The following is a 23232-nucleotide window of genomic DNA, read 5'->3' as shown; positions in this document are numbered from 1 at the left end:
TCGATGCGGCGCCTGGCCCGAGGGGTATCTCGACTTCGCTCGATGTGAACGAGCTGAGGAGGCGGAGACGGCGGCGTCAGGGGCGATACCGGCCATCTGATCCGGATCGGCACCAACGACTGGAACGGCGTAGAGAGCGACCGTTTTCAGTTCGGCCCCGTCGCTGCGGCACAGGGAGGACATGGGCGGCCGCAATCGGTTGTCGGCGGTCCTTTTCATGTCGTCGTCCCGGCCTTGGTCCGGGGTCATGAGGGCGACGGGTTGGGGAGCGTTTATCCCAGCAGCACCACCGGGCTGTCGGCGCGCCAGTGCATGCTGACCTTGTCGTCCCAAGTGAAATCATCCTGGTCGCGGCGCGACAGATTGGGGCGCGATACACGGACACGCGCGCCGCTTTCCAATTCGATCTCGAACAGGGTGATGTCGCCGAGATAGCTCATCCCCTTGATCGTCCCGCGCGCGAAATTATGGCCGTCGGGGGCGTCCTGCGCCGCGGCCTTGACCGCCTTGCCCGCGCCGGGGACGTGGAGATAGATTTTCTCTGGCCGCAGCGCGACCCACACATCGGCGCCGTGCGGGCCGGTGACGCCATGGTTCAGATAGATTTTGCCGAGCCCCGGGCAATCGACCGCCGCCCGGTCGGGTTCGTCGAGGGTCAGCTTGCCCTCGAACAGATTCACCGAGCCGACGAAATCGGCGACGAAGCGGCTGGCGGGAAATTCATAGAGGTCGGACGGGGTAGCGAGTTGCGATACCTCGCCCTTGTTGATCACCGCGATCCGGCACGCCATCGACAGCGCCTCGTCCTGGTCGTGGGTGACGGTGACAAAGGTGATGCCGACCTTTTCCTGCAATTCCGACAGTTCGAACTGCATCTGGGCGCGCAGCTTGGCATCGAGCGCCGACAGCGGTTCGTCGAGCAGCAGCACCTTGGGCCGCATGACCAGGCTGCGGGCGAGGGCGACGCGCTGGCGCTGGCCGCCCGACATCTGGTCGGGCATGCGGCTTTCGAATCCGCCGAGCTTGACCAGTTCGAGCGCCTCGGCGACGCGGTCCTTGATCTCGCCGCCCTTCACCCCGGCGATCTTCAACCCATAGGCGACATTGTCGGCGACGCTCATGTGCGGAAACACGGCATAGCTTTGGAACACCATGTTCACCGGCCGCTTGTTCGGCGGAATGCCGGTCATGTCCTGGCCATCGATGAGGATGCGGCCTTCGCTCGGCAATTCGAACCCGGCGATCATCCGCAGCAGCGTCGTCTTGCCGCAACCCGACGGACCCAGCAGGACGAAAAATTCGCCCGCCAATATGTCGAGGCTGATCCTGTCCACCGCCGTCACCTTGCCAAAGCGTTTGGTGACATTCTGGATCTGGATGATCGGCGGGCGCGTGTCGGTCATGTTCAATGGGTTTCCGCAATCGCCTTCACGCCCTGAAGTTTCAGCGCGATGAAGGTCAGGGCGACGGTCAGGATGATGAGCAGGGTCGAGGCCGCGTTGACCTCTGGCGTCACCGAAAAGCGGACCATCGAATAGACTTTCACCGGAAAGGTGATGGTGTCGGGGCCGCTGGTGAAATAGGTGATCACGAAATCGTCGAGGCTGAGGGTGAAGGACAACAGCGCCCCCGCGACCAGCGCCGGGCGGATGTGCGGGATCAGCACGTCGCGGAAAATCTGCCATTCGCTCGCCCCCAGATCCTTGGCCGCTTCCTCCTGTTCGCGGTTGAAGCTGGCGAGCCGCGAGCGCACGACCATGGTGACGAAGGGAAAGCAGAAGGTGATGTGGGCGATGGTGATCGCGCCGAGGTTGAACGGCCAGACAAGGTCGGTCGGCCAGCCGATCGCCGCGAAGAACATCAAAAACGCAACGCCGAGGCAGATTTCGGGGACGATGATCGGCAGCGAGATCGTGCCGTCGACCGCGCCTTTGAAGGGAAAGCGGAAGCGCCACAGCATCACCGCGGCGAGCGCGCCGAGGATCAGGCTGGCGACCGTCGCCAGCGCCGCGATGGTCAGCGAGTTGAGCAGCGCTTCGACCAGCTGGTCATTGCCCAGCGCCTTTTCATAATATTTGGTGGTGAAGCCGCGCCACACCACGTTGCGCTTGCTGTCGTTGAAGCTGAAGATCATCAGCACGACCAGCGGCGCATAGAGAAAGACCATCACCGCGCCGACCCACAGCCGCATCCACAGGGTGCGGCTATATTCGAGCGGCGCGCGCGGGGTGCGGGCGAACAGCGCCATCAGTGGACCTCCGGCACTTTGCGGCGCATCGATTGCAGCGCGATGAGCGCGAACATGGCGTAGATGAGCAGGAAGGAGAGGGCGGCGCCGAACGGCCAGTCATTCGCCTTTTTGAACTGGCGTTCGATGACATTGGCGATCATCTGGCTGTCGGTTCCGCCCATCAGATCGGGGGTCAGATAGGCGCCGAGCGCCGGGATCAGCGTGATCATCACCCCCGCGACGATGCCCGGCGCGGCGAGCGGCACGACGACCCGCAGGATGGTGCGCAAATGCCCCGCGCCAAGGTCGAGGCTCGCCTCGATCAGGCTGCGGTCGATGCGGTCGAGCGCCGCATAGAGCGGCAGCACCATGAAGGGCAGGTGGACATAGACGAGGCCGAAAACGACCGCGAAATTGTTGAACAGCAGCGGCACCGGTTCCCAATCCGGCAAGGGTTGGAGCCCGGCAAGCGTCTTGATCCAGCTCGCCCCGTCCCACAGCGCGCCGAGCCCTTTGTTCGCGAAACCCTGGGTCCCGAGCAGCATCATCAGCGCATAGGTGCGGATCAGCAAATTGGTCCAGAAGGGCAGCATGATGCCGAGCAGCAGCCAGGGGCGCCATTTTTCGCTGGCAAAGGTGATCGCCATCGCCACCGGAAAGCCGACAATCAGGCAGATGAGCGTGACCAGCGCGGCGACCGCGAGGCTTTTCCCGAAGATGGTGAGGTACAGCCATTCGGTCGCGCGCTTGTAATTGTCGAGCGTGCCCGAAATGGCGATGTCGGCAAGGCCCCTGTTCTCGCCGAAACTGTAGAGCCAGACGATCGCGAGGGGGACAAGGAAAAAGGCGACGATCCAGAACAGGGTCGGGACCGATACGGCCGCGAAGCTGCGCTTGTTTGTCCGCCAATCCTGTTCGGCCACCCCCTGCGTCCCCGCCGTCGTTCAGGCCGCCCTGACACTTGTAAACGCCTGCTCGTAGAGCCGCTGCAGGTCGGGGTTGAACTTGGCATATTCGCACTTGGCGAGAACGTCGATCGGCGGGAAGATAACCGGATTATCCTTGTAATCGTCGGGCATCAGCGCCTTGGCCGCGGCATTGGGCGTGGGATAGAGGATCGTTTCGGTGACATGTTTGTCGACCTCTGCATCCAGAATATAGTTGATGAAGGCGTGCGCATTCTTGGGATGCGGCGCGCCCTTGGGAATGCATAGATTGTCCGAATTGAGCTGGCTGCCCTCTTTCGGCACGACGAAATCGATATCGTCATCTTCGGTCATCGCCTGTGCGATGTCGCCATTATATTCGAGCACGATGTCGCAGTCGCCCTTGAGCAGCAGGTCCTGGCCGTCATCCTCGTGGAATTTCTTCACATGGGGTTTTTGCCGGATCATCATCGCTTCGATCGTCGCGATGTCGGCGGGGGTCAGGCTGTTGACCGATTTTCCGAGATATTTGCCATAGAGGCGGAACATATCACCCGCTTCGGACAGCCAGGCGATACGCCCCGCATATTCGGCGCTGTCGAACAGGGGCTTCCAGCTGTCGGGCGGGCTTTTCACCTTGGACTTGCGATAGCCCAGGCCGAGCACCAGCCAGGTATAGGGCATCGAGAATTTGCGGCCCGGATCATAATCGACATCGATATAGGCGGGGTCGATATTCTTCATGTTCGGGATTTGCGCATGGTCGAGCGTTTCCAGCATTCCGGCACGAGCCATGCGTTCGACGAAATCATTCGACGGCACGATGACGTCATAGCCGGGATTGCCTGCCTTGAACTTGGCGAACAGCACATCATTGCTGTCGAACAGGTCCATCGTGACATCGACGCCCGACGCCTTTTTGAAATCACCCAGCGTGTTTTCGCCGATGTAGGTATCCCAATTGTAGAAGTTCAGCCGGGCTTCCTCGCCATTGGCGAGCTTCTGGCTTTCGCCCTTGCCGCACGCCGCAAGGCCGCCGAAGCTAATGCCGACTGCGGCAACCCCCAGTGCCTGCAACAAAGAACGGCGATTCCTGGCTCGACCCAGCAGTTCGTTCAGTTCCATGACGGCCTCCCTGTATCGCAGGCAAGCTGACTTAATATGCGGGCGTTGAAAAGAGTAATTTTCGCACCCGTCCGAAGCCGTTCAAAAGATGCCCGAAGTTTCAGGCGTTGCGCAGGTACCAATCATAATCAATCGTCGGGACGGCCGAGAAATAACGGTCCTGTTCCACGCGCTTGACGATGCTGAACATGTCAACGAAACGATCGCCGAGATAGTCGCGCATCAGCGCCGAGCCATGGAAGCGGTCGACTGCCGCGAACCAGTTCGAGGGCGGCCGGTCGTCGCCCGAGGCGTCGCGGTCATAGCCGTTGCCGGTCACCGCCACGCCGGGATCGGCGCCGGCCGCCATGCCGTGATGGATGCCCGCGAGCACCGCCGCGACCGCCAGATAGGGGTTGGCATCGGCGCCGCAGACGCGATGTTCGACATGGCGGCTGGCGGGCGGCCCGGCCGGAATGCGGAAGGATACGGTGCGGTTGTTGACCCCCCAGGTCGGCGCGACCGGGGCATAGCTGTTCGCCTTGAACCGGCGATAGCTGTTGGCGTGCGGGGCAAAGAGCGCGAAGGCGTCGCCGATGCTGCCGATCATCCCGCCGATCGCGTGGCGCAGCGCCGCGGTTCCGTGCGGATCGTCGCTCGCGAAAATCGGGGTGCCGCGATCATCGTTCATCGAGACGTGGATGTGCATGCCGCTGCCCGCCTGTTCGGCGAAGGGTTTGGCCATGAAGCTCGCCTCCAGCCCGTGCTGCTGGGCGACCGCCTTGACCAGCCTTTTGTACATGATCGCATCGTCGCAGGCGCGCAGGGCATCGGGCTTGTGGCGCAGCGTCAGTTCGAACTGGCCGGGCGCAAATTCCGAAATCGCGCTTTCGAGCGGCAGCCCCTGCACATCGGTCGCGGCGTAAAGGCCATCGAAGAAGGGACGGAAATCATCGAGTTCGCGCAGGCCATAAACCTCGACATTGCGCGGGGTGTCGCGGCTGTAGCCGGGGCGGGCGGGGCGCACCGATCCGTCGCGGGCGCGGCGCGGATCGAGAAGATAGAATTCCAGCTCGACCGCGAGCACCGGGACCAGCCCGTCGGCGGCGAAGCGGTCGACGACGCGGCCGAGCACATGGCGCGGGTCGAGATCGTGGGGGGTGCCGTCGAGTTCATAGAAATCGACCAGAAATTGCGCGGCGCGATCGCCGCCCCACGGCGTCTTGACGAGGGTGCCGGGAACCGGCTTCATCGACCGGTCGGCGTCGCCATCCTCCCACACCAGGCCGGTTTCGATCGTATCCTGTCCGGTGATGTCGACGACGGTGATCGACCCCGGCATCATCCGGCCGCTGTCATAGACGGCGAGCACTTCGTGCCGGCGCAGCCGCTTGCCGCGCGGGACGCCGCCCATGTCGGTATAGATCATCTCGATCGAATCGATGTCGGGGTTCGCCTCGAAAAAGGCTTCGGCCTCCGATCGCGGCGCTATGACGCCCGATGATGTCGCCATGGCCCTGCTACTCCTTCAATGCCTTGATACAGTCGGAAAAGCCGCCGACCAGCCGGTCGATCTGATCGTCGCCGGTCACCGGGCTCACCAACATCATATTGTGGAACGGCGCCAGCAAAATTCCGCGATTGGCGAGGAAGATGTGGATCGCCGCTTCGAGCGCCGGGTGCATCGCCGCCTTTGCCTCGGTGCCATTGCGGGGCGGGATGGGGCAGGTCAGAAATTCGACCCGCGCCCCGACCTGGGTGACGTGCCAGTCGAGCCTGGCGGCGGCAATTTCGCCCTCCAGCCCGGCAACCAGCCGCGCGGCGCCGCGCAGCATAGGGCCATAAGCGGCGGGCGTGATCACCTCGCCCAGCATCGCGTCCATGGCGGTGATCGCCAGCGCGTTCGCCGACAGCGTTGTGCCGATGCCGCTGTGCCCCGGCGGCCGCGCCGCATTGAGCGCCGCCATGCGGGCGCCGACCGCCGCCGAAAAGCCATAGATGGCGCAAGGCACGCCGCCGCCGATCGATTTTCCGACCACCATCAGGTCGGGGGCCGGCCCGTGGGTGCGGCCGTGCCCGCCATAGCCCGACGAGAGGCAGTGGGTTTCGTCGAACACCAGCAAGGTGCCGGTTGCGTCGCACAGCGCGCGCAGCCGCGTCAGAAAGCCCGGCGCATCGCGCACCATGCCGATATTGGTCATCACCGGTTCGGCGAGCACGCAGGCGACGTCGCCGCGGCCGAGCGCCGCCGCGAGCGCCGCTTCGTCGTTGAATTCGATGACGGTGGAGGTGGCGGTCAGGTCGTGCACCTGGCCGATCAGGCTGGCGCGCATCGCCGGCGTGCCGCCTGTCAGATCGACGAAAGCATCATCGACGGCGCCGTGATAGGCGCCGTTGAACGTGAGGATCTTCGGCCGCCCGCTGATTCCCCGGCACCAGCGGATGACGGCGCGGTTGGCCTCGCTCGCGGTGGTCGTAACCTGCCACTGCGGCAGGCCGAACATCGCGGCGAGCCGCTGCGACAGCGCATTCCCGCGCGCCGTCGGCAGCATATAGCTGAGCCCTTCGCCCGCCTGGCGGGCGAGCGCGGCGGCGAGTGGCGGCGGCGAATGGCCGAACAGGCTGGCCGTGTCGCCAAGGCAGAAATCGTCATAGCGCTGCCCGTCGATACTGGTCAGCACCGCGTCCTTGGCCGACGCAGCGACGATCGGCACCGGGCTGGGCCAGTCCTTCATCCAGTGGAAGGGCACCGACTGGAACCAGCCGGTCGCGGCGGCATGTTGCGCGAAAGCGTGCGGGTTGGCGGCGCGGAAGCGTTCGGCCTCCCGCGCCGCGACACGGGCGATGGCGGTGTCGGCGATCATCCGATGCGATCCTTTAGCGCATACCAAAGCAAACCCAGCGTCGCGAGCGGCCGGCGCAGCCATTTCCCGCCGGGGAAGGGGGAAGACGGCAGAGCGGCGAAGACGTCGAAGCGTTCGGCGGTTCCGGCCAGCGCGTCGGCAACCAGTTCGCCCGACAGCGTCGTCACCAGCGCGCCATGGCCCGAAAAGCCGTGCGCGAAAAAGACATTGCCGCGCCGTCCGATATGCGGCAGCCGGTTCATCGTCACCGCGACCGCGCCGCCCCAGCCATAGTCGATCGGCGTATCGGCGATCTGCGGGAAGACTTCGGCCATGAAGGGGCGAACAAAGGCGGCGATGTCGCGCGGCGGGGTCTGCGAATAGCGTTCGCCGCCGCCGAAGATCAGGCGCCGGTCGGCCGACAGGCGGAAATAGTTGAGCACGAAACGGCTGTCGGCAACCGCCGCGTCGCTTGGCAACAGCGCGTCGGCGCTGACCAGCGGGGCGGTTGCGATATTATAGTTCATGATCGGCACGGTGTAGCGGCCAAGATCGGGATCGACGTCGCCGATCCAGCTGTCGGCGGCGTTGATGATATAGCGCGCCGCGATCGTCGCATCGCCGATGAACAATTCGCCGGGATTGCCATCGAGAATCAGGTCAGCCCGCCGACCTTCGAGGATGACGACGCCTGCCGCTTCGGCCGCCCGGGCGAGGCCGATCGCATAGTTGAGCGGATGGAAATGCCCGGCATGGGCGTCATACACCCCGCCATGATAGAGCGGGCTGGCGATATGCGCGTCCATATCGGCGCGTTCGATGATCCGGGTCGGATAGCCGAAGCGGCTATCGAGAAATTCGGCCTCGCGGTGCATCGCGGCAAAATCCTTCGGCGTCCATGCCGCCTCGAGATGCCCCGCCTTGAGGTCGCAATCGATGCCGTGCTTTGCGATCCGGGCCTGCACCCGATTGTCGCGCCAGCACAGATCGAACAGCGCATCGGCGCGTTCACGGCCGAATTCGGCTTCCATCTCGGAGGCCGACCAGCGCAGGCCGGGGATCAATTGTCCGCCATTGCGACCCGATGCCCCGAAGCCAATGGTTTCGGCCTCGACCAGCATCACCGAAAAGCCGCGTTCGGCGCAGGCGAGAGCGGCCGACAGGCCGGTGAAGCCTCCGCCGATCACCGCGACATCGCAGCGATAGTCGCCGTCAAAAGCGCGCGGCCGCCACGGGTACGCGGTCGCCGCATAATAGCTGTTGGCGAGCGGGTCGGTCATCTGGCCCTTAGGGTTCAGACCCGCATCAGCAGATGTTCGCGTTCCCAGCTCGACACCACCGACTGATAATTGAAGAGTTCGTGGTCCTTCACCGCGAAGAAGATTTCGAAGAAATCGTCGCCGAGCAGGTTGCGGACCTTTTTGCACGAACTGAAACGATCGAGCGCCGCCTCGAGTGTCCGGGGGAGGGTGCGGGCGCGGTTATAGGCGCTGCCCTCGATCGGCTTGGGTGGCACCATGCGGTCGACCATCCCGATATAACCGCACACGAGCGACGCGGCGATCGCGAGATAGGGGTTGCTGTCGGCACCCGCGAGCCGATTTTCGACGCGGCGGTTGTTCTTGTCCGAAATGGGGATGCGAAAGCCGCACGACCGGTTGTCGATCCCCCAATGAACGTTGATCGGCGCCGCGCTGTCGGGGCGCATCCGGCGAAAGCTGTTCACATTGGGCGCCCACATCGGCGAGATTTGCGGCATGAAGCGGATCAGCCCGGCGACATAGCTGCGGAACAGCGCGCTATCGCGGCCGTTGGCGGTGGCGAACAGGTTGCGCCCGGTGTCGGCATCGACCACCGACTGGTGGACATGCATCGCGCTGCCCGGCTGTCCGGCGATGGGGTTGGCCATGAAGGTGGCATAGACGCCATGTTGTTTGGCGACGTTGCGGACGACGCGCTTGAACAGGAACACCTCGTCGGCCAGCCGCAGGGGGTCGCCATGGATGAAATTGACCTCGAGCTGGGCGGCGCCCATTTCATGGATCATCGTGTCGATATCGAGCCCCATCAACTCGCAATCGTCATAGATATGATCGATGATATCTTCATATTCGTTCATTGCCTCCAGCCCATAGGGCTGGCTGGCCGACTCGCTGCGTCCCGACTGGCCGGTGGGCGGGGTCAGCGGAAAATCGGGGTCGGTGTTCTGTGACACCAGATAGAATTCGACCTCGGGCGCGATGATCGGTCGCCACCCCTTGTCGGCATAAAGCGCCAGCACCTTTTTCAGGATCGTGCGCGGCGCGATGTCGACCGCGCTGCCGTCGCTGTTCACCGTGTCGGCAATGACGAAGGCGGTCGGCGATTTGAAACCCGGTGCGACGCAAATCGTGTCGGGATCGGCGATCAATATCTTGTCGGGATCCTTGTCCCATATATCGTCGATATCATCGGGATAATGGCCGTCGATCGTGCAGATGAAGACACTGCCCGGAATGCGCAGCGACTTGTCGTTGACCGACGACAGGAATTTGCGCGCGGGCAGCACCTTGCCCCGCTGGACGCCGTTGATGTCGGGGACGATACATTCGACCTCGTCGATCTTATGTTCGCTGATCCATTGTTCCAAATTGACTGACATGCGCCCCCGATAGGACCGAAGAGCCGGTCCGTTTGTGGATAAGGTCAGCCTATCGCAAGCTTTGCCGCCGCGCCAGTGGGGTGGTTTTGAGCATTGCCAGCGGCGGGGCGGCTTGCCAGATTGACGGCGAGTATCCCTCGTCATCGCGAGCGGAACGATGCCATCAGCCGCCTGCGGTCCCTGGGGCCGCCGCCCGGCGGCTGACGATGGTTTCGTCGCCGCATTTCCCTTGCGATGCCGGGATCGAGGAGACGGCAATGCACGGTGACAATGACCAGCTGGCAAGCTTTTGGATGCCCTTCACCGCCAACCGGGCGTACAAGGCGCACCCGCGCCAGCTGGTGTCGGCGAGCGGCGTCTATTACCAGAGCGCCGACGGGCGGCAGATTCTCGACGGTACGTCGGGGCTATGGTGCAGCAATGCGGGCCATTGTCGCCCCGAAATCGCCGAGGCGATCGCCAAGGCCGCAGCGACGCTGGACTTCGCGCCGACCTTTCAGCTTGGCCACCCTTTGCCTTTTGAACTGGCGCATCGGCTCGCGGCGCTGATGCCCGCCGGGCTCGACCGGATATTCTTCACCAACAGCGGCTCCGAATCGGTTGATACCGCGCTGAAAATCGCGATCGCGGCGCAGCGCGCGAAGGGGCAGGGAACGCGCACCCGGCTGATCGGGCGCGAGCGCGGCTATCACGGCACCGGGTTCGGCGGGATCAGCGTCGGCGGCATCGTGACCAATCGCCGGACCTTTGGCGGCGGACTGCCCGGCGCCGATCATCTGCGCCACACCCATGACCTGGCGCGCAACGCCTTTTCGCGCGGACTGCCGGCGCATGGCGCCGAGCTTGCCGATGATCTGCAGCGACTGGTCGACCTGCACGGCGCCGACACCATCGCGGCGGTGATCGTCGAACCGCTCGCCGGATCGACCGGGGTGCTGTTGCCGCCGCAGGGCTATCTGGCGCGGCTGCGCGAGATTTGCGACCGCCACGGCATCATCCTGATCTTTGACGAGGTGATCACCGCTTTCGGCCGCGTCGGCGGCGCGACCGCGGCGCAGGCCTGGGGCGTCACCCCCGACATCATCACCATGGCCAAGGGGCTGACCAACGCCGCGGTGCCGATGGGCGCGGTCGCGGTGCGGCGCGAGTTGCATGATGCGGTGATCGAAAGCGTGCCGGGCGGGATCGAGCTGTTCCACGGCTATACCTATTCGGGCCACCCGCTCGCGAGCGCCGCGGGCCTTGCGACGCTCGACCTTTATGCACGCGACGGGCTGTTTGCGCGTGCCCGCGACTTGGGCGGTTATTGGGAGGACGCCGCGCATAGTCTGAAAGGGCGGCGCCATGTCATCGATATCCGGACAACGGGACTGGTCGCGGGGATCGAGCTGGAACCGCGCCCCGGCGCCCCGACGGCGCGTGCAATGGAATTGTTCCATGGCGCTTTCGACAATGGTCTGCTCGTCCGCGCGACGGGAGACATCATCGCCCTGTCGCCGCCGCTGATCGTCGAACCGGGCCAGATCGACGAGATGTTCGGCAAGATCGGCGACCTGCTCGACCGGATCGACTGAGGCGGCGCGCGTAATGGATATGAGCGACAAAAGGGGCAGGGTGGACGCGGCGAGCGGCATGGACGACGCCTATCGCCTGACGCTGGAAACCCCGGCGATCGCCGACTATCTGCGGCTGCGCGCCGATGCGGGCATGACGCCGCGCAGCGCCCGCGCGGCACAGGCCGGGCTGCCCCACACGCGGATCGGCGTCGTAATACGCCGCGACGGCCAGGCGGTCGGGATGGGCCGGGTGATTGGCGATGGACTGCACTATTTGGTCGTCGACATCGCGGTCGATCCCGCGCATCAGGGGCGCGGGCTGGGCAAGGCAATCATGGCCGCACTGAGCACCGAGCTTCGCCGCATTGCGCCCGCCGAAGCCTATGTCTGTCTGATCGCCGATGGCGAAGCGCACCGGCTGTATCGCCGCTTCGGGTTCCGGCCCACCGCCCCGGCTTCGATCGGGATGGCGCAATGGATCGGAAATTAAGGGCGTGATTCCAAAAGTCTGATTCTGATCTAGTGGGGCGGCGGGTCTTTGGGCGGATCGGTACCGAACCCGCGCGCGACTAGGCCTAATCTTCCGGCGCGAGGGGAAAGGCGACCGATACCGTCGTGCCCTTGCCCAGCTCGCTTGCGATGTCGAGCTGACCCTGATGACGTTCGCTGATATGCTTGACGATGGCGAGGCCGAGGCCGGTTCCGCCGACCGACCGGCTGCGCGCTTCGTCGACGCGATAGAAACGCTCGGTCAGGCGGGGCAGATGTTCGGGCGCGATGCCGTCGCCTTCGTCGCGGACGGCCAGCCGAACCCGCGCGCCGTCGCGCCCCAGTTTTACCGTGACCGGCGTTCCGGGCCGCCCATATTTCATCGCGTTCGAGATGATGTTGTGCGCAAGCTGTCCCAACTGGGCGGCGTCGCCCAGCACATGCTGCGGCCCATCGTCGATCCGGGCCACGACGTCATGCGGCCGGGCTTCTTCGCTGTCCCTTAGCTGCGTCACGGTGGTGCGCACGATGGCCGCAAGGTCGACGGGGGTGGTGGGACGGCGGAAACGGTCAGCTTCGACCCGAGAAATCGACAGGAGGTCGATCACGAGCTGTTGCATCCGGCGTGCTTCGCGCTCGATGATCGACAGGAAACGATGCCGCGTTTCCTGATCGGCGTCGCCATTCATGTCCTGAAGCGTTTCGACATAGCCGAGAATGGCGGCAAGCGGCGTGCGCAGTTCATGGCTGGCGTTGGCGACGAAATCGGAACGCATGCGGTCGGCGGCATCGAGCGCGGACCGATCGGACAGAAAGATGATCCGGTCGCCGCCCGACAGCGCCGCAATGCGCATCGTCCAGCGTTGCCCGGGACGGGGGAAGTCGACCAGGCTGATGAGGTCGGCGGCGCCTTCGCCGCCCGTCTGCGACAGAGCTTCGGTCGCGGCCGGGTGCCGCACCGCGGTGCGAATATCCGCCCCGACGATATGCCGGCCGAGCAGGCGCACCGCCGCATCATTGGCGATGGTCACGATATTGTCGGCGGTGCCGATCAACGGTTCCTTTTCCTGATCCGCCCAACGGAAAAAATCGGGATGGCGCAGCAGCGACGGGCGCGGGGTTTCCGCCGCCGGGGCGGCAGTGTCCGCGCGCGGTTCGGGCAGTTCGGAGGGAAGGGCGGCGTGGACGACGGCCGCGGCCGCCACACCGGCGAGCGTCAGGATCGCGATCACCAACGGATTGCCGCCCGCCAGCGCCGCAAAGATTGCGGCGACGGCAACCAGCGTCAGCGCAATGACCAGGCTGGACAGGCGATCGAACATCGCCGCTGCGCCTTGCACGCCCGCCGATGTTTCGCAAGCGGCTTTGCGGGCGTTAACGCTTTGCCGCGACCTGTGCCAATGCGGGAAAAGCCATGGCATCCACCGTGTTTTGCTTTGCCTGTTCTCGTCCATCGGTTATGCGCATGCCATGGAAAACAGCGAACTTCCGACCGGCGAGGCCCATGAGGCCCACGAAGCTCTGCCCTCGCGCCGCCGCATGCTGGCACTCGGCGCCGTCGGCGTGTCGGCGGCGCTGACGATCCGTCCGGCCTTCGCCCAGACGGCGGTGTCGGTGATGAATTGCGAGATCCCGGTGCCGGCGCCCACGGCCGCGGGCCAATATATCGACGGCCGCGGGCGGTTGGTACCACCGGGGACAAAGGGCGCCTTTCCAGGCTCTCCGCGTCCCTTTACGGGCGAAGAGGTCAAGCGCGCCTTTCAGGGGCGGACGCTTCCCGGAACGACTTATGACCAGTCGCAGGCCTATTTGAAATATATCCGGCGCTTGCAGGCGGGGCAGAGCGGCTTTACCTGTTTCGCCTCGATTCAGATGCCGCGCTGATCATCGCCTTTTCCTTTTGCGATGACCGAAGGCGGGCGTCGCAGACAAAGGAAAACTCGTGAAACTAGCTTCGCTCAAGCATGGCCGCGACGGTCGGTTGATCGTCGTTTCGGACGATCTGGCCTGGTATGCCGACGCTGGACAGATCGCCCCGACGATGCAGGCGGCCCTCGACAATTGGGTCGAAGCCGCGCCGAAACTGGCCGCGCTGGCGGAAGATCTGAACCATGAAGCAATCCCGCGCGAACGCTTTCACGAGCGCGATGCGGCCTCGCCCTTGCCGCGTGCCTATCAATGGGCCGACGGCAGCGCCTATGTGAACCATGTCGCGCTGGTCCGACAGGCGCGTGGCGCCGAAATGCCCGACAGTTTCTGGCACGATCCGTTGATGTATCAGGGCGGCAGCGACGCATTCCTGTCGCCGCGCGATCCCATCCCGCTGGGCGACCCGGCCTGGGGATGCGACATGGAGGCCGAGGTTGTCGTGGTGACGGGCGATGTTCCGGCGGGGATCGACGCCGAGGCGGCGCGCGATCACATCCTGCTCGTCGGGCTGACCAACGACGTGTCGCTGCGCGGACTGATCCCCGCCGAGCTGGCCAAGGGTTTCGGCTTTTTCCAGTCGAAGCCGTCGAGCGCGATGTCGCCGGTCTTCGTCACGCCCGATGCGCTCGGCGAGCGGTGGAAAGACGGCAAGCTTCACGGGACGCTGTGTGTCGACCTGAACGGGCAGCCGCTTGGCCGTGCCGATGCGGGCGTCGACATGACCTTCGATTTCGGGGCGCTGATCGCCCATGCCGCGAAGACTCGCAATCTGGGGGCGGGAACGATCATCGGATCGGGCACGGTGTCGAACCGCGATGCCGACGGCGGTCCCGGCAAGCCGATCGCCGAAGGTGGGCTGGGCTATAGTTGCCTCGCCGAAGTGCGGACGGTTGAAACGATCCTGGAAGGTCAGCCCAAGACACCCTTCATGCAGCAGGGCGACACGGTGCGCATCTGGATGGACGACGATCGCCACCACAGCATCTTTGGCGCGATCGAACAGCAGGTCGGCTAACAGACCAGAATGGCCGGAGGGGCGGCGGTTTCCTGTCGCCCCCGGTTCGGCGTTCGATCAAGGATGGGGTCAGTTCCCGCCTGAAAGCGCACCCGATGTGAACACGTCGCTAAGCGTACAGGCGGCGGGGCCTAGGATGACGATGAACAGCACCGGCAGGATGAAAAGGATCAGCGGCACCGTCATGATCGCGGGCAAGCGCGCGGCCTTTTCTTCGGCACGCATCATACGCTCGTTGCGGAATTCGGCCGAAAGAACGCGCAGTGCGCTGGCGAGCGGCGTGCCATATTTTTCGGTCTGGATCATCGTGGTGACGACGCCCTTCACCGATTCCAGATTAACGCGATAGGCCAGATTTTCAAACGCCTGTCGCCGTTCGGTGAGGAAGCCGAGCTCGATCGAGGTCAGCGCGAATTCCTCGCCCAATTCCGGATAAGCGCTGCCCAACTCGCGCGAAACGCGGCTGAACGCGGCATCGACGGTGAGGCCGGCCTCGGCGCAGATGACGAGAAGGTCGAGCGCGTCGGGAAGGCCCTTGCGGATCGCGTCGGTCCGCTTTTGCCGCTTGTTGTGCACGAACAGATCGGGCGCCTTGTAGCCAAGGATCAGCGCGGCCATGACTGCGCTCGAGCGCTTGAACGACGACCAGTCGGGGTAATAATCGACGACATAGATCATGAAGGCGGCAAAGCCACCGAGCAGGATCGGCAATACCATGCGCCCGAAGATCACGGTGAAGGCGAGATCCTTTGAGCGAATGCCGGCCTGCGCCAGCTTTTGCTGGACCTCCTTGACCTGTTCCTCTTGCAGAACCTGCAGCCGGCCAAGGATGCTGCGCATCTTGTCGGCTGTCTGATTCTTGCGCACCAGCCTTGCCCTGCGCTTGGCGGTCGAGGCGGTGATCCCGGCCTTCAACTGTTCGCGGCGTTCGTTGAGGGCCTTGACGCGCTTCGCCATCGGGTCGCGCACGGTCAGGGCGCCGTAGATGGCGATCAGCACCGCGAAGACCCCGACGGCGGCAAGCAGCGTCGCCGCCCAGATCACGTCGATTCCAAGCAGCTTGGGGCCGGTGGTGGCTCCAGAAAAGGCCGCGAGAAGGAGGCTGCTGTTCATGATGGCCTTTCCTTCAGATTTCGAAGCTGATCATGCGCGACATGATGAAGACACCGATGCTCATCCAGAGAAGGCCGCCGAGGCCGGTGATGATCAGGCGATCCTCATAGAAAAAGCCCGCAAGATACTCGGGGTTCATCATCCAGACTGTACCGAAGACGAAAAATGGTAGCGCGCCAACGATATAGGCCGATGCCTTCGCCTCGGATGACATGGCGCGGATCTTCAGTTTCATCTGCGCGCGCTTGCGCAGGACATCCGAGAGATTTGCCAGTGTTTCGGCCAGGTTGCCGCCCGTTTCGCGCTGAATCGCGATGGTGATGCAGAAGAATTTGAACTCCGGCGTTCCCAGCATCTTCGCCGATTCCTGAAGGGCGCCCTCCATGGTGTTGCCGATGCGGATGCGTTCGACCACGCCCTTGAATTCTTCGCCCACCGGTCCAGGCAACTCGTTGCTGACGACGTGAAAGGTCTCGGTCACGGGAAGGCCCGATTTGAGGCCTCGGACCAGAAGATCGATTGCGTCAGGGAAGCGCGCATTGAATTTGGCGACGCGCCGGTTGATGAGCTTGCCGGTCACGAAATAGGGCAGGCCGATCGAAAGGAACAGGCCGAGCAACAGACTGAGGAAGGGCGGCGTCCTCAGCAGCAGGAAAAGTCCCGTGCTGACCACGAACAAGCCCATGGACGCGAACATATATTGCGTCGTCGTCCAGCCGCGACCGGTCCGGCGCAGGCGCAGTTCCATCTCTTCGCGGCGTGGCATCAGGCTCGACAAGCTGCCGCTGCCCCGGGCTCCGGATGCCTGGATTGTCTTTCGCATCTGCGCCTCGACCACGGCTTCGGTAGAGGCCGCGTGCCGATCCTTGACCATCGCCAGCCGGCGCCCCTTGGCTTTTCCGGCCGAAGGGCCGCTCAGTGCGAGCACGAGCAGGATGAAAGCCAGGGTGGCGGCCGCGATGATGAGGAGCACTGGCAGATTCATGATCGTTACTGGTCCATTTCCGGCAGCAGATGTTGGCGAGCGATCGGCGGCGGACGCCGCCGATCATTTACTGTGCCTTTGCGGTTTTCTTGCTCATGCGGCCGCCTATGCTGCTCAGCTTTCCAAGCAGGGAGCCGCCGCTTTTGCCCTTTGCTGTCGTTTCTTCGGCTTCCGCAGCGTCGGCGCCGTCGAGGATGACGCGCATCAGGTTCGTCCAGACCTGGCCGGCCTTCGTCCCCTTGCAGATTTCGGCATAGGATTTTCCGAGCTTGGCCGCCTGGGCGACCAGCTTGGGATCAAAGGGGATCACGACGTCGATACTGCGTTCGATCGAGGATTCGAATTCCTTGCGCGACAGTTCGCCGATCGCGTTCTGGAACTTGTTCGCAACCAGAACCACCCGCGCGCCGGGAATATTCTGCTTGAACCACGACAGCAGGCGGATCGTATCGCGCGCAGCCGCCAGCGTGACGTCGCTGACCAGCAGAATCGTTCCGGCCTCCGACACCAGATGGGGGAAGGGGATCAATACCTGACGCGGGATGTCGACGATCGTCATTTCAAATGCGCTGCGCAATTCTTCTTCCAGCTGGAAGAAGGCCGAGCCATCGGTCATCACGGGCTGGTGGATCGGGGCTTCGGCCGAGAGCAGGCTGAGCTTGTCCGAAGCCCGCACCATCGCGCGCTCAATGAACAGCCCGTCGATACGGCTGGGGTTATCGATCGCATCGATCAGGCCGCGCCCCGGTTCGAGGTCGAGCGTCAGCGCCCCGGTGCCGAAATGGACGTCGAGGTCGAGGAGCGCGGTCTGACGACCGGCCTGCTCGCTCATCGCCCATGCGAGCGATGTCGCGACGAGCGAAGCGCCCACGCCGCCGCGCACACCCACGACCGCCATCAGATGATGCGGTTTGTCGTCGTGCATGTCCGCGTGTTTCGGCGCGGAGAGCATCGCCTGTGCCATGTTGAGCGAGTCGCGGACCTGATCCAGCGACAGCGGTTTCAGGAGATAATCCTGAATGCCGCTCGACAAGAGGTCGCGGTAAAGCCTGACGTCATTCACCTGTCCGGCCGCAATCACGACCGTTCCGGGTTCGCAGACTTCGGCCAGAGCATTGATGTCGTTGATCGGGTCGCCCGATTCCGACATGTCGACGAACAGGATGTTCGGGCTTGCCGAAACCGACAGTGACTGCACGGCGTTGCGCAGGCCGCCCTTGTTGCACTTTTCGACCGGCCAACCCATTTCGCCCGCAGCGAGACGGATCAGCTCAAGCGTATCGTCATCGCACACGAAGGCGTTGAAGGCGTCACGCAGCCCGGCGGTTTTGAAAGGAGCGTTCACTGGCCGCCTCCCTTGCTGGTGTCCGTCCCTTGCAGCGAACCTGCGCCCGTGGGCGTTTTCTCGCGATAGGTCTTGATGGCCCGGGTCGCGGTGCTCGGGTCATAGGCTTCGTTGCGGGCGCCCTTGATCAGATCATTCGGGTCCGCGACCATCGCGGCGATGTTGCTGTTCGTCGCGCAGCCGTAATTGGCCGACGTGGCGTTGTTGAAATTGATCGACGAGCGTGTCGACCAGTCGGGACAACCCGGAACATGAGCCGAAGCACGCGATACGATGACGCGCAGATGCCCGGCGGGAATGGCGCCGGTGGTCACGGGCACGTCATGGCTGAGCAGGAGGCCACGGCGTTCGATCATCCCGCGGATCGCCGACTGGGCACCGCTCGCGCCATAGGGGGAGGGGTCTTCGATCGAAATGCGGTCGCCGTAGCGCACGCCGATCGCGTCGAACCAGCCCTGCAGGCGGCCCTGTTCGCTGGGTGCGAGGTCGCCGCTGCCGGCGGCGACATCGAACTGATGCGTTGCGTTGCGCACGACGGGTTGATGCACCGATTCAAGGCTGCGGTTGCTGTAGCCGGTGCCGCCGCATGCGCTGAGCGACGTAGCGAATGCCACGACGGTCCAGGTTGCCAGTTTCTTCATCATCGAGCTCCTCGAATCCCGGATCATTTGTTCAGGCTGAAGCCAGGCGCGGCGGCAGCGCCGTTGCGCGGGCGGTCAGCGTCGGCGGGCTGCGTTTCCAGCCGTGGTTTCGGCCGGTCGCCGCCCGTCACCCCGTCTGCCTGCTGGCCAAGAAACAGCCGCGAAATATCGTTGGGGTTCTGAAAGGCGTCGGTCGGAAGCTTGATCTCGTTCGCCGATACCGGCTGGACGAGATAGGGGGTCACGACGATGACCAGTTCGGTTTCCCCGCGGCGGAAATTGTCCGATTTGAACAAGGTTCCGAGGATGGGAACGTCGCCGAGGCCGGGAATCTTGTCGATCGCGCCGATCGAGCGGTTGTTGAGCAGCCCGCCGATCATGAAGCTTTCGCCCGATCCGAGCTCGACCGTCGTTTCGGCGCGACGCACCGTGAGGGCGGGGATCTGGAACCCCCCCATCTCGATCGCGCCCTCGCTCGTGAGTTCGGACACTTCGGGGCGAACGCGCAGGCTGATCCGCCCGTTCGACAGGACGGTCGGCGTATAGGCAAGGCTGACGCCATATTTGCGATATTCGATCGTGGTCGTACCGAAGGTGCCCGGGATCGGAATCGGGAATTCGCCCCCGGCCAGGAAATCGGCGGTCTCGCCCGAAATCGCGGTCAGATTGGGCTGTGCGAGCGTCGCGACCATGCCCGAGCGTTCGCCAAGATCGAGCGAGGCCATGAGATCGAGGCCGAACAGACGGCCGGCGGCGCCGAGGCTGTTGGTTCCGCTGGGCACATTGAACTGATAGCTTGTGCCCAAAATGGTGCTGGAGATCGGCAGGCCGGTCCGCGGATCATAGGGACGGGGCGCGGGACTGCCGGGGAACACCGCAGTGGGTGCCGGAATGTCGGTGATCGTCCCGGCGGTCCGGCCGCGCCATACGCCGCCGAGGAAACCGTTACCGAGCACGCCATCCTTGTCGCGGCTGAGGACATTGCCGCTGATTTCCTTGACCAGCGTGCGATTGACCTCGGCAATGCGGACCTGGAGATTGACCTGAAGCGGCGTCGCGGTGCGCAGGCGCGAAAGAACTTTCGTGCCTTCGCCCACAAAGGCCTGCACAAGGCGCTCGGCCTCTGCCGCATCGTCGGGGGACTGGACCGTCCCGGTCAACAGGATGAAGCCGTTCATCGTGTTCGAGGCGATGTGGGCGTCGGGCATCGCCAGCGACAGCATCTGATCGATCGTTTCGATGTTGTTGCCGACCCGTGCGACGGTTGAATAGACAACCCGTCCGCTGGCATCGGTGGCATAGACGCTGGTTTCGCCCGGCGCCTTGCCGAAGACATAGAGCTGGCGGCTCGAGCGGACCTGGACATCGGCGACGCTGTCGTTGGCCACGAACACGTCGCTCATCGGAGCGGGCAGGTTCACCAGTCGTCCGCGGCCGACCGACAGGTCGATGCTGCTGCTGGCATTGTGGGTCGCCTGGGCCGCCACCGGTCCCGACGGAGCCGACACGAGGGTTGCCGCGATCAGGCCGATGGCCAGAGTGCGGGCGAGCGCCTGCGCCTTCATATTGGCTTTGCTGTTCATCTTACTTACCCCCAACCGGAACTTCGGTCACCTTGTCGCCGCGCGTCACGCGCACGACCGGTCCCCGCGGTGCTGCCGGTGCGCTGTCGCCGGCGGGTGCCGACGGTGCGTAGTTGTTGCCGCCCTGCGGCTGGCGCGGCGCCGAGACGCGGCCATTGACGGGCATCCAGAAGCGCGACACGTCGCCGCCGGTTGTCGCCGACGAACGGCCGGCCGTCGGCCGCGCTGCGGCTTCGGCCATCATCTTGCGTTCAGCGGCGGTTCCGCCCTTGGACGGTACATCGACCGCACCCGAAGCGATCGCGGCGTCGAGTTCGCCAGCGCTTTCGGCCAGCGGACGCAGTGCGAGTGACAGATTTCCCATATTCTGCGCGACGGCGATTTTTTCCGCGATCTCCGGTGTGGCTTCGAGCGTGACGAGGCCGAAGGTCACGACTTCGGTCTTGCCCTCGTCATTCTCGGCGGCGTAGCGCTGGTCCGTCGCGAGCACGCGGACGTTGCGGACGATCGTTTCAGCCGTGTAGAGTTCGTCGTCGGGATAGGCGCTGCCTTCCTTGACCTTCAGTTCCTGGGCCAACACGACGTCCACGCGGTCGCCCGGGAACACGAAGCCGGCAACGCCCTGTTCCTGCGAAACCTTGACCGTCACCGCGCGCATGCCGGGCCCGAGCGCGGCGGCGAGGAACCCGCGGTCGTCGGGGCGGACGAGCGCACCCTGCGTCAGCGGCTGGCCAGCCGTGATCGGATAGCGCACGACAGTGCCGACCAGCGTTTGCGTATCGGTCTTGTCCTTGAGGAAATAGGCCTGTTCGACCAGATCCTTCGGCCAGGGCTGAAACCGGAAGCTGTCGGGGCCGATGATGGTGCCGACGGGCAGCTGCCGCGTCGCGACGAGGATCATCGGTCCGTCGATATTCGGTGCTGCCGCTGCGCGCGCCGAAGGAGCCGACGACCCACGCATCATCAGATTCACCCCAAGGGCGGCACTGAGCGCAATGATCAGCGCGCCGACGATCAGCATTATCTTTCGCGTATCCATGACGATTTTTCGCCCTCCTGCACCCACCAGAGACGGCAGTGCTTACCCTCAGCTCGTTCCGATAGACTGAAACTGGTTAAGATAGTGTTGGTGAAGCGCCCAAAGGCCAGCCGCGGCGATGGCGACCCCATAGGGGACCTCGACCGGCTTGTCCGAAGGGCGAAGCTTGATGTGGACCAGCATGACCGCCGACAGGATCCCGCCCGCAATGGCCATGACCATCAGGGTCGGCAGAAACAGCGGCAGCGGAATCCACAGCATGACCGCGCCGATCATCTTTACATCGCCGCCGCCCATCGCGCCGAGCGCAAAGAGCCCGACGAAGGCCAGGAAGACGCCAAAGGCCGCGCCGGCCTGGATCGCCATGTCGGGCCAGACGGGCAATCCGCTGGCCACCCAGAAGGGAATGGCGAGAAGTGCCATGACGGCGTTGAGTCCGTTGGAGATGGTGCGCGTCCGCAGGTCGCTGATCGCCGCAGCGATCATCAATGCCGCCAGCACCCCCATCAGCCCGAGCGAGATCATCTTGTGGTCCATCGGCCATTTTCTAGCGGAGATGGCTTACCAAAAAGTAACCATCTTAATCGGCCCGCGCGCTTGCATTCCCGGAGGCAGCCGATATGCGGCGGGCATGACCGACGCCGCGTCCGCCTCAACCGATGTGCTGATCGTCGGCGCCGGTATTGCTGGCGCCAGCCTTGCTGCCCAGCTTGCTCCGTATCGCCGGGTCATGATGATCGAGGCGGAGGATGTTGCGGGCTTTCATTCGACCGGCCGGTCGGCCGCTTTTTGGCAGGAAAGCTATGGCGGCGTCCGGGTCCAGCCGCTGACCGCCGCTTCGGCACAGGCCTTGGCAAGCCCCGATCCCGGCTTTTCGGATCGGCCCTTTCTGTCGCCACGCGGGGCGGTCGTGATCGGTCGCAGCGGCGAAGCGCAGGCGGTCGACGCCTTCGTCACCGATTTCGGCGCACAGGGGGTCGAGGTGGATCGGTTGACGCCTGCCGCGCTTGAGGCTCGGGTCGCGGGCCTGCGCGATGGCTGGACCGAGGCGGCGTGGGAGCCGTCATGCCGCGATATCGATGTCGGTGGATTGCATGCGGCCTATCTGCGCGCCGGGAGGCGGGCCGGGGCATCGCTGGGGCTGCGAACGCCGCTGGTTTCGGCGCGCCGCGGCCGCGACGGGTGGATGGTGGAAACAGGGCAGGGAATGATCCGCGCGGCGGTGATCATCAACGCCGCCGGGGCATGGGCCGATAGGGTCGCAGAGCGTTGCGGCGTTGCGCCAATCGGGATCCAGCCCTTTCGCCGCACGATGGTGCAGTTGAGGCTGGGCATTCCGGTGCCCGCCAGCCTGCCGCTCGTATCGCACATCGGCGGCGCCTTCTATTTCAAGGGCGAGGGCGAGGGGCGCGTATGGCTGAGCCCGCACGACGAGACGCCATCGCCCCCGTGCGATGTCGCGCCTGAGGAGATGGACGTGGCTGTCGCCATCGACCGTTTTCAGTCGGTGGTCGACTGGCCGATCGCGGCGGTCGAACGCAAATGGGCCGGGCTGCGCAGTTTTGCGCCCGATCGCCTGCCGGTCTTTGGCGCCGATCCGCACCAGCGCGATTTCATATGGTGCGCGGGGCAGGGCGGTTTCGGTATCCAGACGGTGCCGGCCATTTCGGGGTTGCTCGCAGAGCAACTGGGCGCGCCGTCGCCGAGTGCCGCCATTGCCGCGGTCGATCCCGCCCCCTTTTCGCCTCGGCGGTTCGCCTGAGCCATACTGGCGGCTTGCACGGGCGCCGAGG

21 protein-coding genes are annotated in these 23232 nt (G+C 64.4%); 5 read left to right on the top strand and 16 right to left on the bottom strand.

The genetic code is table 11. From position 1 onward, the window contains the following. Nucleotides 1-272: 272 nt before the first annotated feature. The 8 genes from U0S50_RS05740 to U0S50_RS05705 form a co-directional block, all read right to left on the bottom strand. Complete coding sequence (locus tag U0S50_RS05740; RefSeq protein ID WP_322307798.1) at nt 273-1403, bottom strand: ABC transporter ATP-binding protein; 1131 nt, start codon at nt 1401-1403, stop codon at nt 273-275. A gap of 2 nt (nt 1404-1405) precedes the next feature. Next, nucleotides 1406-2248 carry an ABC transporter permease gene (locus U0S50_RS05735; protein WP_322307797.1) on the bottom strand — a complete coding sequence of 281 codons (843 nt, stop codon included), beginning with the start codon at nt 2246-2248 and terminating at the stop codon, nt 1406-1408. Beyond that, nucleotides 2248-3153 (bottom strand): ABC transporter permease, encoded by a 906-nt coding sequence (locus tag U0S50_RS05730; protein WP_322307796.1) that lies wholly within the window; start codon nt 3151-3153, stop codon nt 2248-2250. Before U0S50_RS05730 ends, U0S50_RS05735 begins: the two co-directional genes overlap by 1 nt. Nucleotides 3154-3174: 21 nt before the next feature. Then, nucleotides 3175-4281, bottom strand: a complete 1107-nt coding sequence (locus tag U0S50_RS05725; RefSeq protein WP_322307795.1) for a spermidine/putrescine ABC transporter substrate-binding protein — start codon at nt 4279-4281, stop codon at nt 3175-3177. Between the two features lie 100 nt (nt 4282-4381). Beyond that, nucleotides 4382-5773 (bottom strand): glutamine synthetase family protein, encoded by a 1392-nt coding sequence (locus U0S50_RS05720; protein WP_322307794.1) that lies wholly within the window; start codon nt 5771-5773, stop codon nt 4382-4384. Nucleotides 5774-5780: 7 nt separating this feature from the next. After that, the gene (locus U0S50_RS05715; RefSeq protein ID WP_322307793.1) at nt 5781-7124 is read right to left on the bottom strand and encodes an aspartate aminotransferase family protein; all 1344 of its coding nucleotides are present in this window, start codon (nt 7122-7124) and stop codon (nt 5781-5783) included. Continuing rightward, entirely contained in the window at nt 7121-8383 is a 1263-nt protein-coding gene (locus tag U0S50_RS05710; RefSeq protein WP_322307792.1) for an FAD-binding oxidoreductase, read from the bottom strand. Before U0S50_RS05710 ends, U0S50_RS05715 begins: the two co-directional genes overlap by 4 nt. Nucleotides 8384-8397: 14 nt before the next feature. Beyond that, nucleotides 8398-9744, bottom strand: a complete 1347-nt coding sequence (locus U0S50_RS05705) for a glutamine synthetase family protein (RefSeq protein ID WP_322307791.1) — start codon at nt 9742-9744, stop codon at nt 8398-8400. 257 nt (nt 9745-10001) lie between these two features. Here U0S50_RS05705 and U0S50_RS05700 point away from each other — a divergent pair, with 257 nt between their 5' ends. Both U0S50_RS05700 and U0S50_RS05695 read left to right on the top strand, forming a co-directional pair. Further along, the gene (locus U0S50_RS05700; protein ID WP_322307790.1) at nt 10002-11318 is read left to right on the top strand and encodes an aspartate aminotransferase family protein; all 1317 of its coding nucleotides are present in this window, start codon (nt 10002-10004) and stop codon (nt 11316-11318) included. Between the two features lie 19 nt (nt 11319-11337). Next, nucleotides 11338-11790, top strand: a complete 453-nt coding sequence (locus U0S50_RS05695) for a GNAT family N-acetyltransferase (RefSeq protein WP_322307789.1) — start codon at nt 11338-11340, stop codon at nt 11788-11790. Between the two features lie 85 nt (nt 11791-11875). Here U0S50_RS05695 and U0S50_RS05690 read toward each other — a convergent pair whose 3' ends face one another. Then, entirely contained in the window at nt 11876-13111 is a 1236-nt protein-coding gene (locus U0S50_RS05690; RefSeq protein ID WP_322307788.1) for a sensor histidine kinase, read from the bottom strand. 148 nt (nt 13112-13259) lie between these two features. Here U0S50_RS05690 and U0S50_RS05685 point away from each other — a divergent pair, with 148 nt between their 5' ends. Both U0S50_RS05685 and U0S50_RS05680 read left to right on the top strand, forming a co-directional pair. Continuing rightward, the gene (locus tag U0S50_RS05685) at nt 13260-13673 is read left to right on the top strand and encodes a hypothetical protein (RefSeq protein ID WP_322307787.1); all 414 of its coding nucleotides are present in this window, start codon (nt 13260-13262) and stop codon (nt 13671-13673) included. A gap of 58 nt (nt 13674-13731) precedes the next feature. After that, complete coding sequence (locus tag U0S50_RS05680; RefSeq protein WP_322307786.1) at nt 13732-14733, top strand: fumarylacetoacetate hydrolase family protein; 1002 nt, start codon at nt 13732-13734, stop codon at nt 14731-14733. 69 nt (nt 14734-14802) lie between these two features. On the opposite strand, the gene U0S50_RS05675 is transcribed toward U0S50_RS05680, so the two are convergent. The 7 genes from U0S50_RS05675 to U0S50_RS05645 all read right to left on the bottom strand — a co-directional run bounded on the left by U0S50_RS05675 (nt 14803) and on the right by U0S50_RS05645 (nt 21976). After that, nucleotides 14803-15846 carry a type II secretion system F family protein gene (locus U0S50_RS05675; protein WP_322307785.1) on the bottom strand — a complete coding sequence of 348 codons (1044 nt, stop codon included), beginning with the start codon at nt 15844-15846 and terminating at the stop codon, nt 14803-14805. 13 nt (nt 15847-15859) lie between these two features. Continuing rightward, complete coding sequence (locus U0S50_RS05670; RefSeq protein ID WP_322307784.1) at nt 15860-16831, bottom strand: type II secretion system F family protein; 972 nt, start codon at nt 16829-16831, stop codon at nt 15860-15862. Between the two features lie 67 nt (nt 16832-16898). Then, nucleotides 16899-18176 (bottom strand): pilus assembly protein CpaE, encoded by a 1278-nt coding sequence (locus tag U0S50_RS05665; RefSeq protein WP_322307783.1) that lies wholly within the window; start codon nt 18174-18176, stop codon nt 16899-16901. Then, a complete protein-coding gene (locus tag U0S50_RS05660; protein WP_322307782.1) occupies nt 18173-18820 on the bottom strand; it encodes a CpaD family pilus assembly protein in 648 nt (215 codons plus the stop codon). The genes U0S50_RS05665 and U0S50_RS05660 overlap by 4 nt, the downstream gene beginning before the upstream one ends. 20 nt (nt 18821-18840) lie before the next feature. Beyond that, nucleotides 18841-20400 carry a type II and III secretion system protein family protein gene (locus tag U0S50_RS05655; RefSeq protein WP_322307781.1) on the bottom strand — a complete coding sequence of 520 codons (1560 nt, stop codon included), beginning with the start codon at nt 20398-20400 and terminating at the stop codon, nt 18841-18843. Nucleotide 20401: 1 nt separating this feature from the next. Beyond that, nucleotides 20402-21439: a Flp pilus assembly protein CpaB gene (gene cpaB, locus U0S50_RS05650; protein ID WP_322307780.1), complete on the bottom strand. Its 1038-nt coding sequence runs from the start codon at nt 21437-21439 to the stop codon at nt 20402-20404. A 48-nt stretch (nt 21440-21487) separates the two neighbouring features. Further along, a complete protein-coding gene (locus U0S50_RS05645; protein ID WP_322307779.1) occupies nt 21488-21976 on the bottom strand; it encodes an A24 family peptidase in 489 nt (162 codons plus the stop codon). A 94-nt stretch (nt 21977-22070) separates the two neighbouring features. Here U0S50_RS05645 and U0S50_RS05640 point away from each other — a divergent pair, with 94 nt between their 5' ends. Next, nucleotides 22071-23201 (top strand): FAD-dependent oxidoreductase, encoded by a 1131-nt coding sequence (locus U0S50_RS05640; RefSeq protein WP_322307778.1) that lies wholly within the window; start codon nt 22071-22073, stop codon nt 23199-23201. The last annotated feature ends 31 nt before the right edge of the window (nt 23202-23232 follow it).

The sequence above is a fragment of the Sphingopyxis sp. genome, assembly GCF_034380315.1.
Classification (GTDB): Bacteria; Pseudomonadota; Alphaproteobacteria; order Sphingomonadales; family Sphingomonadaceae; genus Sphingopyxis.
The sequence above is the reverse complement of the archived record's forward strand: the minus strand, read 5'-3'. Positions and strand labels throughout refer to the sequence as shown.

What these genes read in the sequence shown, in the direction of transcription:
- U0S50_RS05740 (WP_322307798.1), bottom strand. Translation starts at nt 1,403, where the DNA reads ATGACCGACACGCGCCCGCCGATCATCCAGATCCAGAATGTCACCAAA.
- U0S50_RS05675 (WP_322307785.1), bottom strand. Translation starts at nt 15,846, where the DNA reads ATGAACAGCAGCCTCCTTCTCGCGGCCTTTTCTGGAGCCACCACCGGC.
- U0S50_RS05735 (WP_322307797.1), bottom strand. Translation starts at nt 2,248, where the DNA reads ATGGCGCTGTTCGCCCGCACCCCGCGCGCGCCGCTCGAATATAGCCGC.
- U0S50_RS05715 (WP_322307793.1), bottom strand. Translation starts at nt 7,124, where the DNA reads ATGATCGCCGACACCGCCATCGCCCGTGTCGCGGCGCGGGAGGCCGAA.
- U0S50_RS05660 (WP_322307782.1), bottom strand. Translation starts at nt 18,820, where the DNA reads ATGATGAAGAAACTGGCAACCTGGACCGTCGTGGCATTCGCTACGTCG.
- U0S50_RS05710 (WP_322307792.1), bottom strand. Translation starts at nt 8,383, where the DNA reads ATGACCGACCCGCTCGCCAACAGCTATTATGCGGCGACCGCGTACCCG.
- U0S50_RS05705 (WP_322307791.1), bottom strand. Translation starts at nt 9,744, where the DNA reads ATGTCAGTCAATTTGGAACAATGGATCAGCGAACATAAGATCGACGAG.
- U0S50_RS05640 (WP_322307778.1), top strand. Translation starts at nt 22,071, where the DNA reads ATGACCGACGCCGCGTCCGCCTCAACCGATGTGCTGATCGTCGGCGCC.
- U0S50_RS05670 (WP_322307784.1), bottom strand. Translation starts at nt 16,831, where the DNA reads ATGAATCTGCCAGTGCTCCTCATCATCGCGGCCGCCACCCTGGCTTTC.
- U0S50_RS05655 (WP_322307781.1), bottom strand. Translation starts at nt 20,400, where the DNA reads ATGAACAGCAAAGCCAATATGAAGGCGCAGGCGCTCGCCCGCACTCTG.
- U0S50_RS05645 (WP_322307779.1), bottom strand. Translation starts at nt 21,976, where the DNA reads ATGGACCACAAGATGATCTCGCTCGGGCTGATGGGGGTGCTGGCGGCA.
- U0S50_RS05695 (WP_322307789.1), top strand. Translation starts at nt 11,338, where the DNA reads ATGAGCGACAAAAGGGGCAGGGTGGACGCGGCGAGCGGCATGGACGAC.
- U0S50_RS05700 (WP_322307790.1), top strand. Translation starts at nt 10,002, where the DNA reads ATGCACGGTGACAATGACCAGCTGGCAAGCTTTTGGATGCCCTTCACC.
- U0S50_RS05720 (WP_322307794.1), bottom strand. Translation starts at nt 5,773, where the DNA reads ATGGCGACATCATCGGGCGTCATAGCGCCGCGATCGGAGGCCGAAGCC.
- cpaB (WP_322307780.1), bottom strand. Translation starts at nt 21,439, where the DNA reads ATGGATACGCGAAAGATAATGCTGATCGTCGGCGCGCTGATCATTGCG.
- U0S50_RS05685 (WP_322307787.1), top strand. Translation starts at nt 13,260, where the DNA reads ATGGAAAACAGCGAACTTCCGACCGGCGAGGCCCATGAGGCCCACGAA.
- U0S50_RS05725 (WP_322307795.1), bottom strand. Translation starts at nt 4,281, where the DNA reads ATGGAACTGAACGAACTGCTGGGTCGAGCCAGGAATCGCCGTTCTTTG.
- U0S50_RS05690 (WP_322307788.1), bottom strand. Translation starts at nt 13,111, where the DNA reads ATGTTCGATCGCCTGTCCAGCCTGGTCATTGCGCTGACGCTGGTTGCC.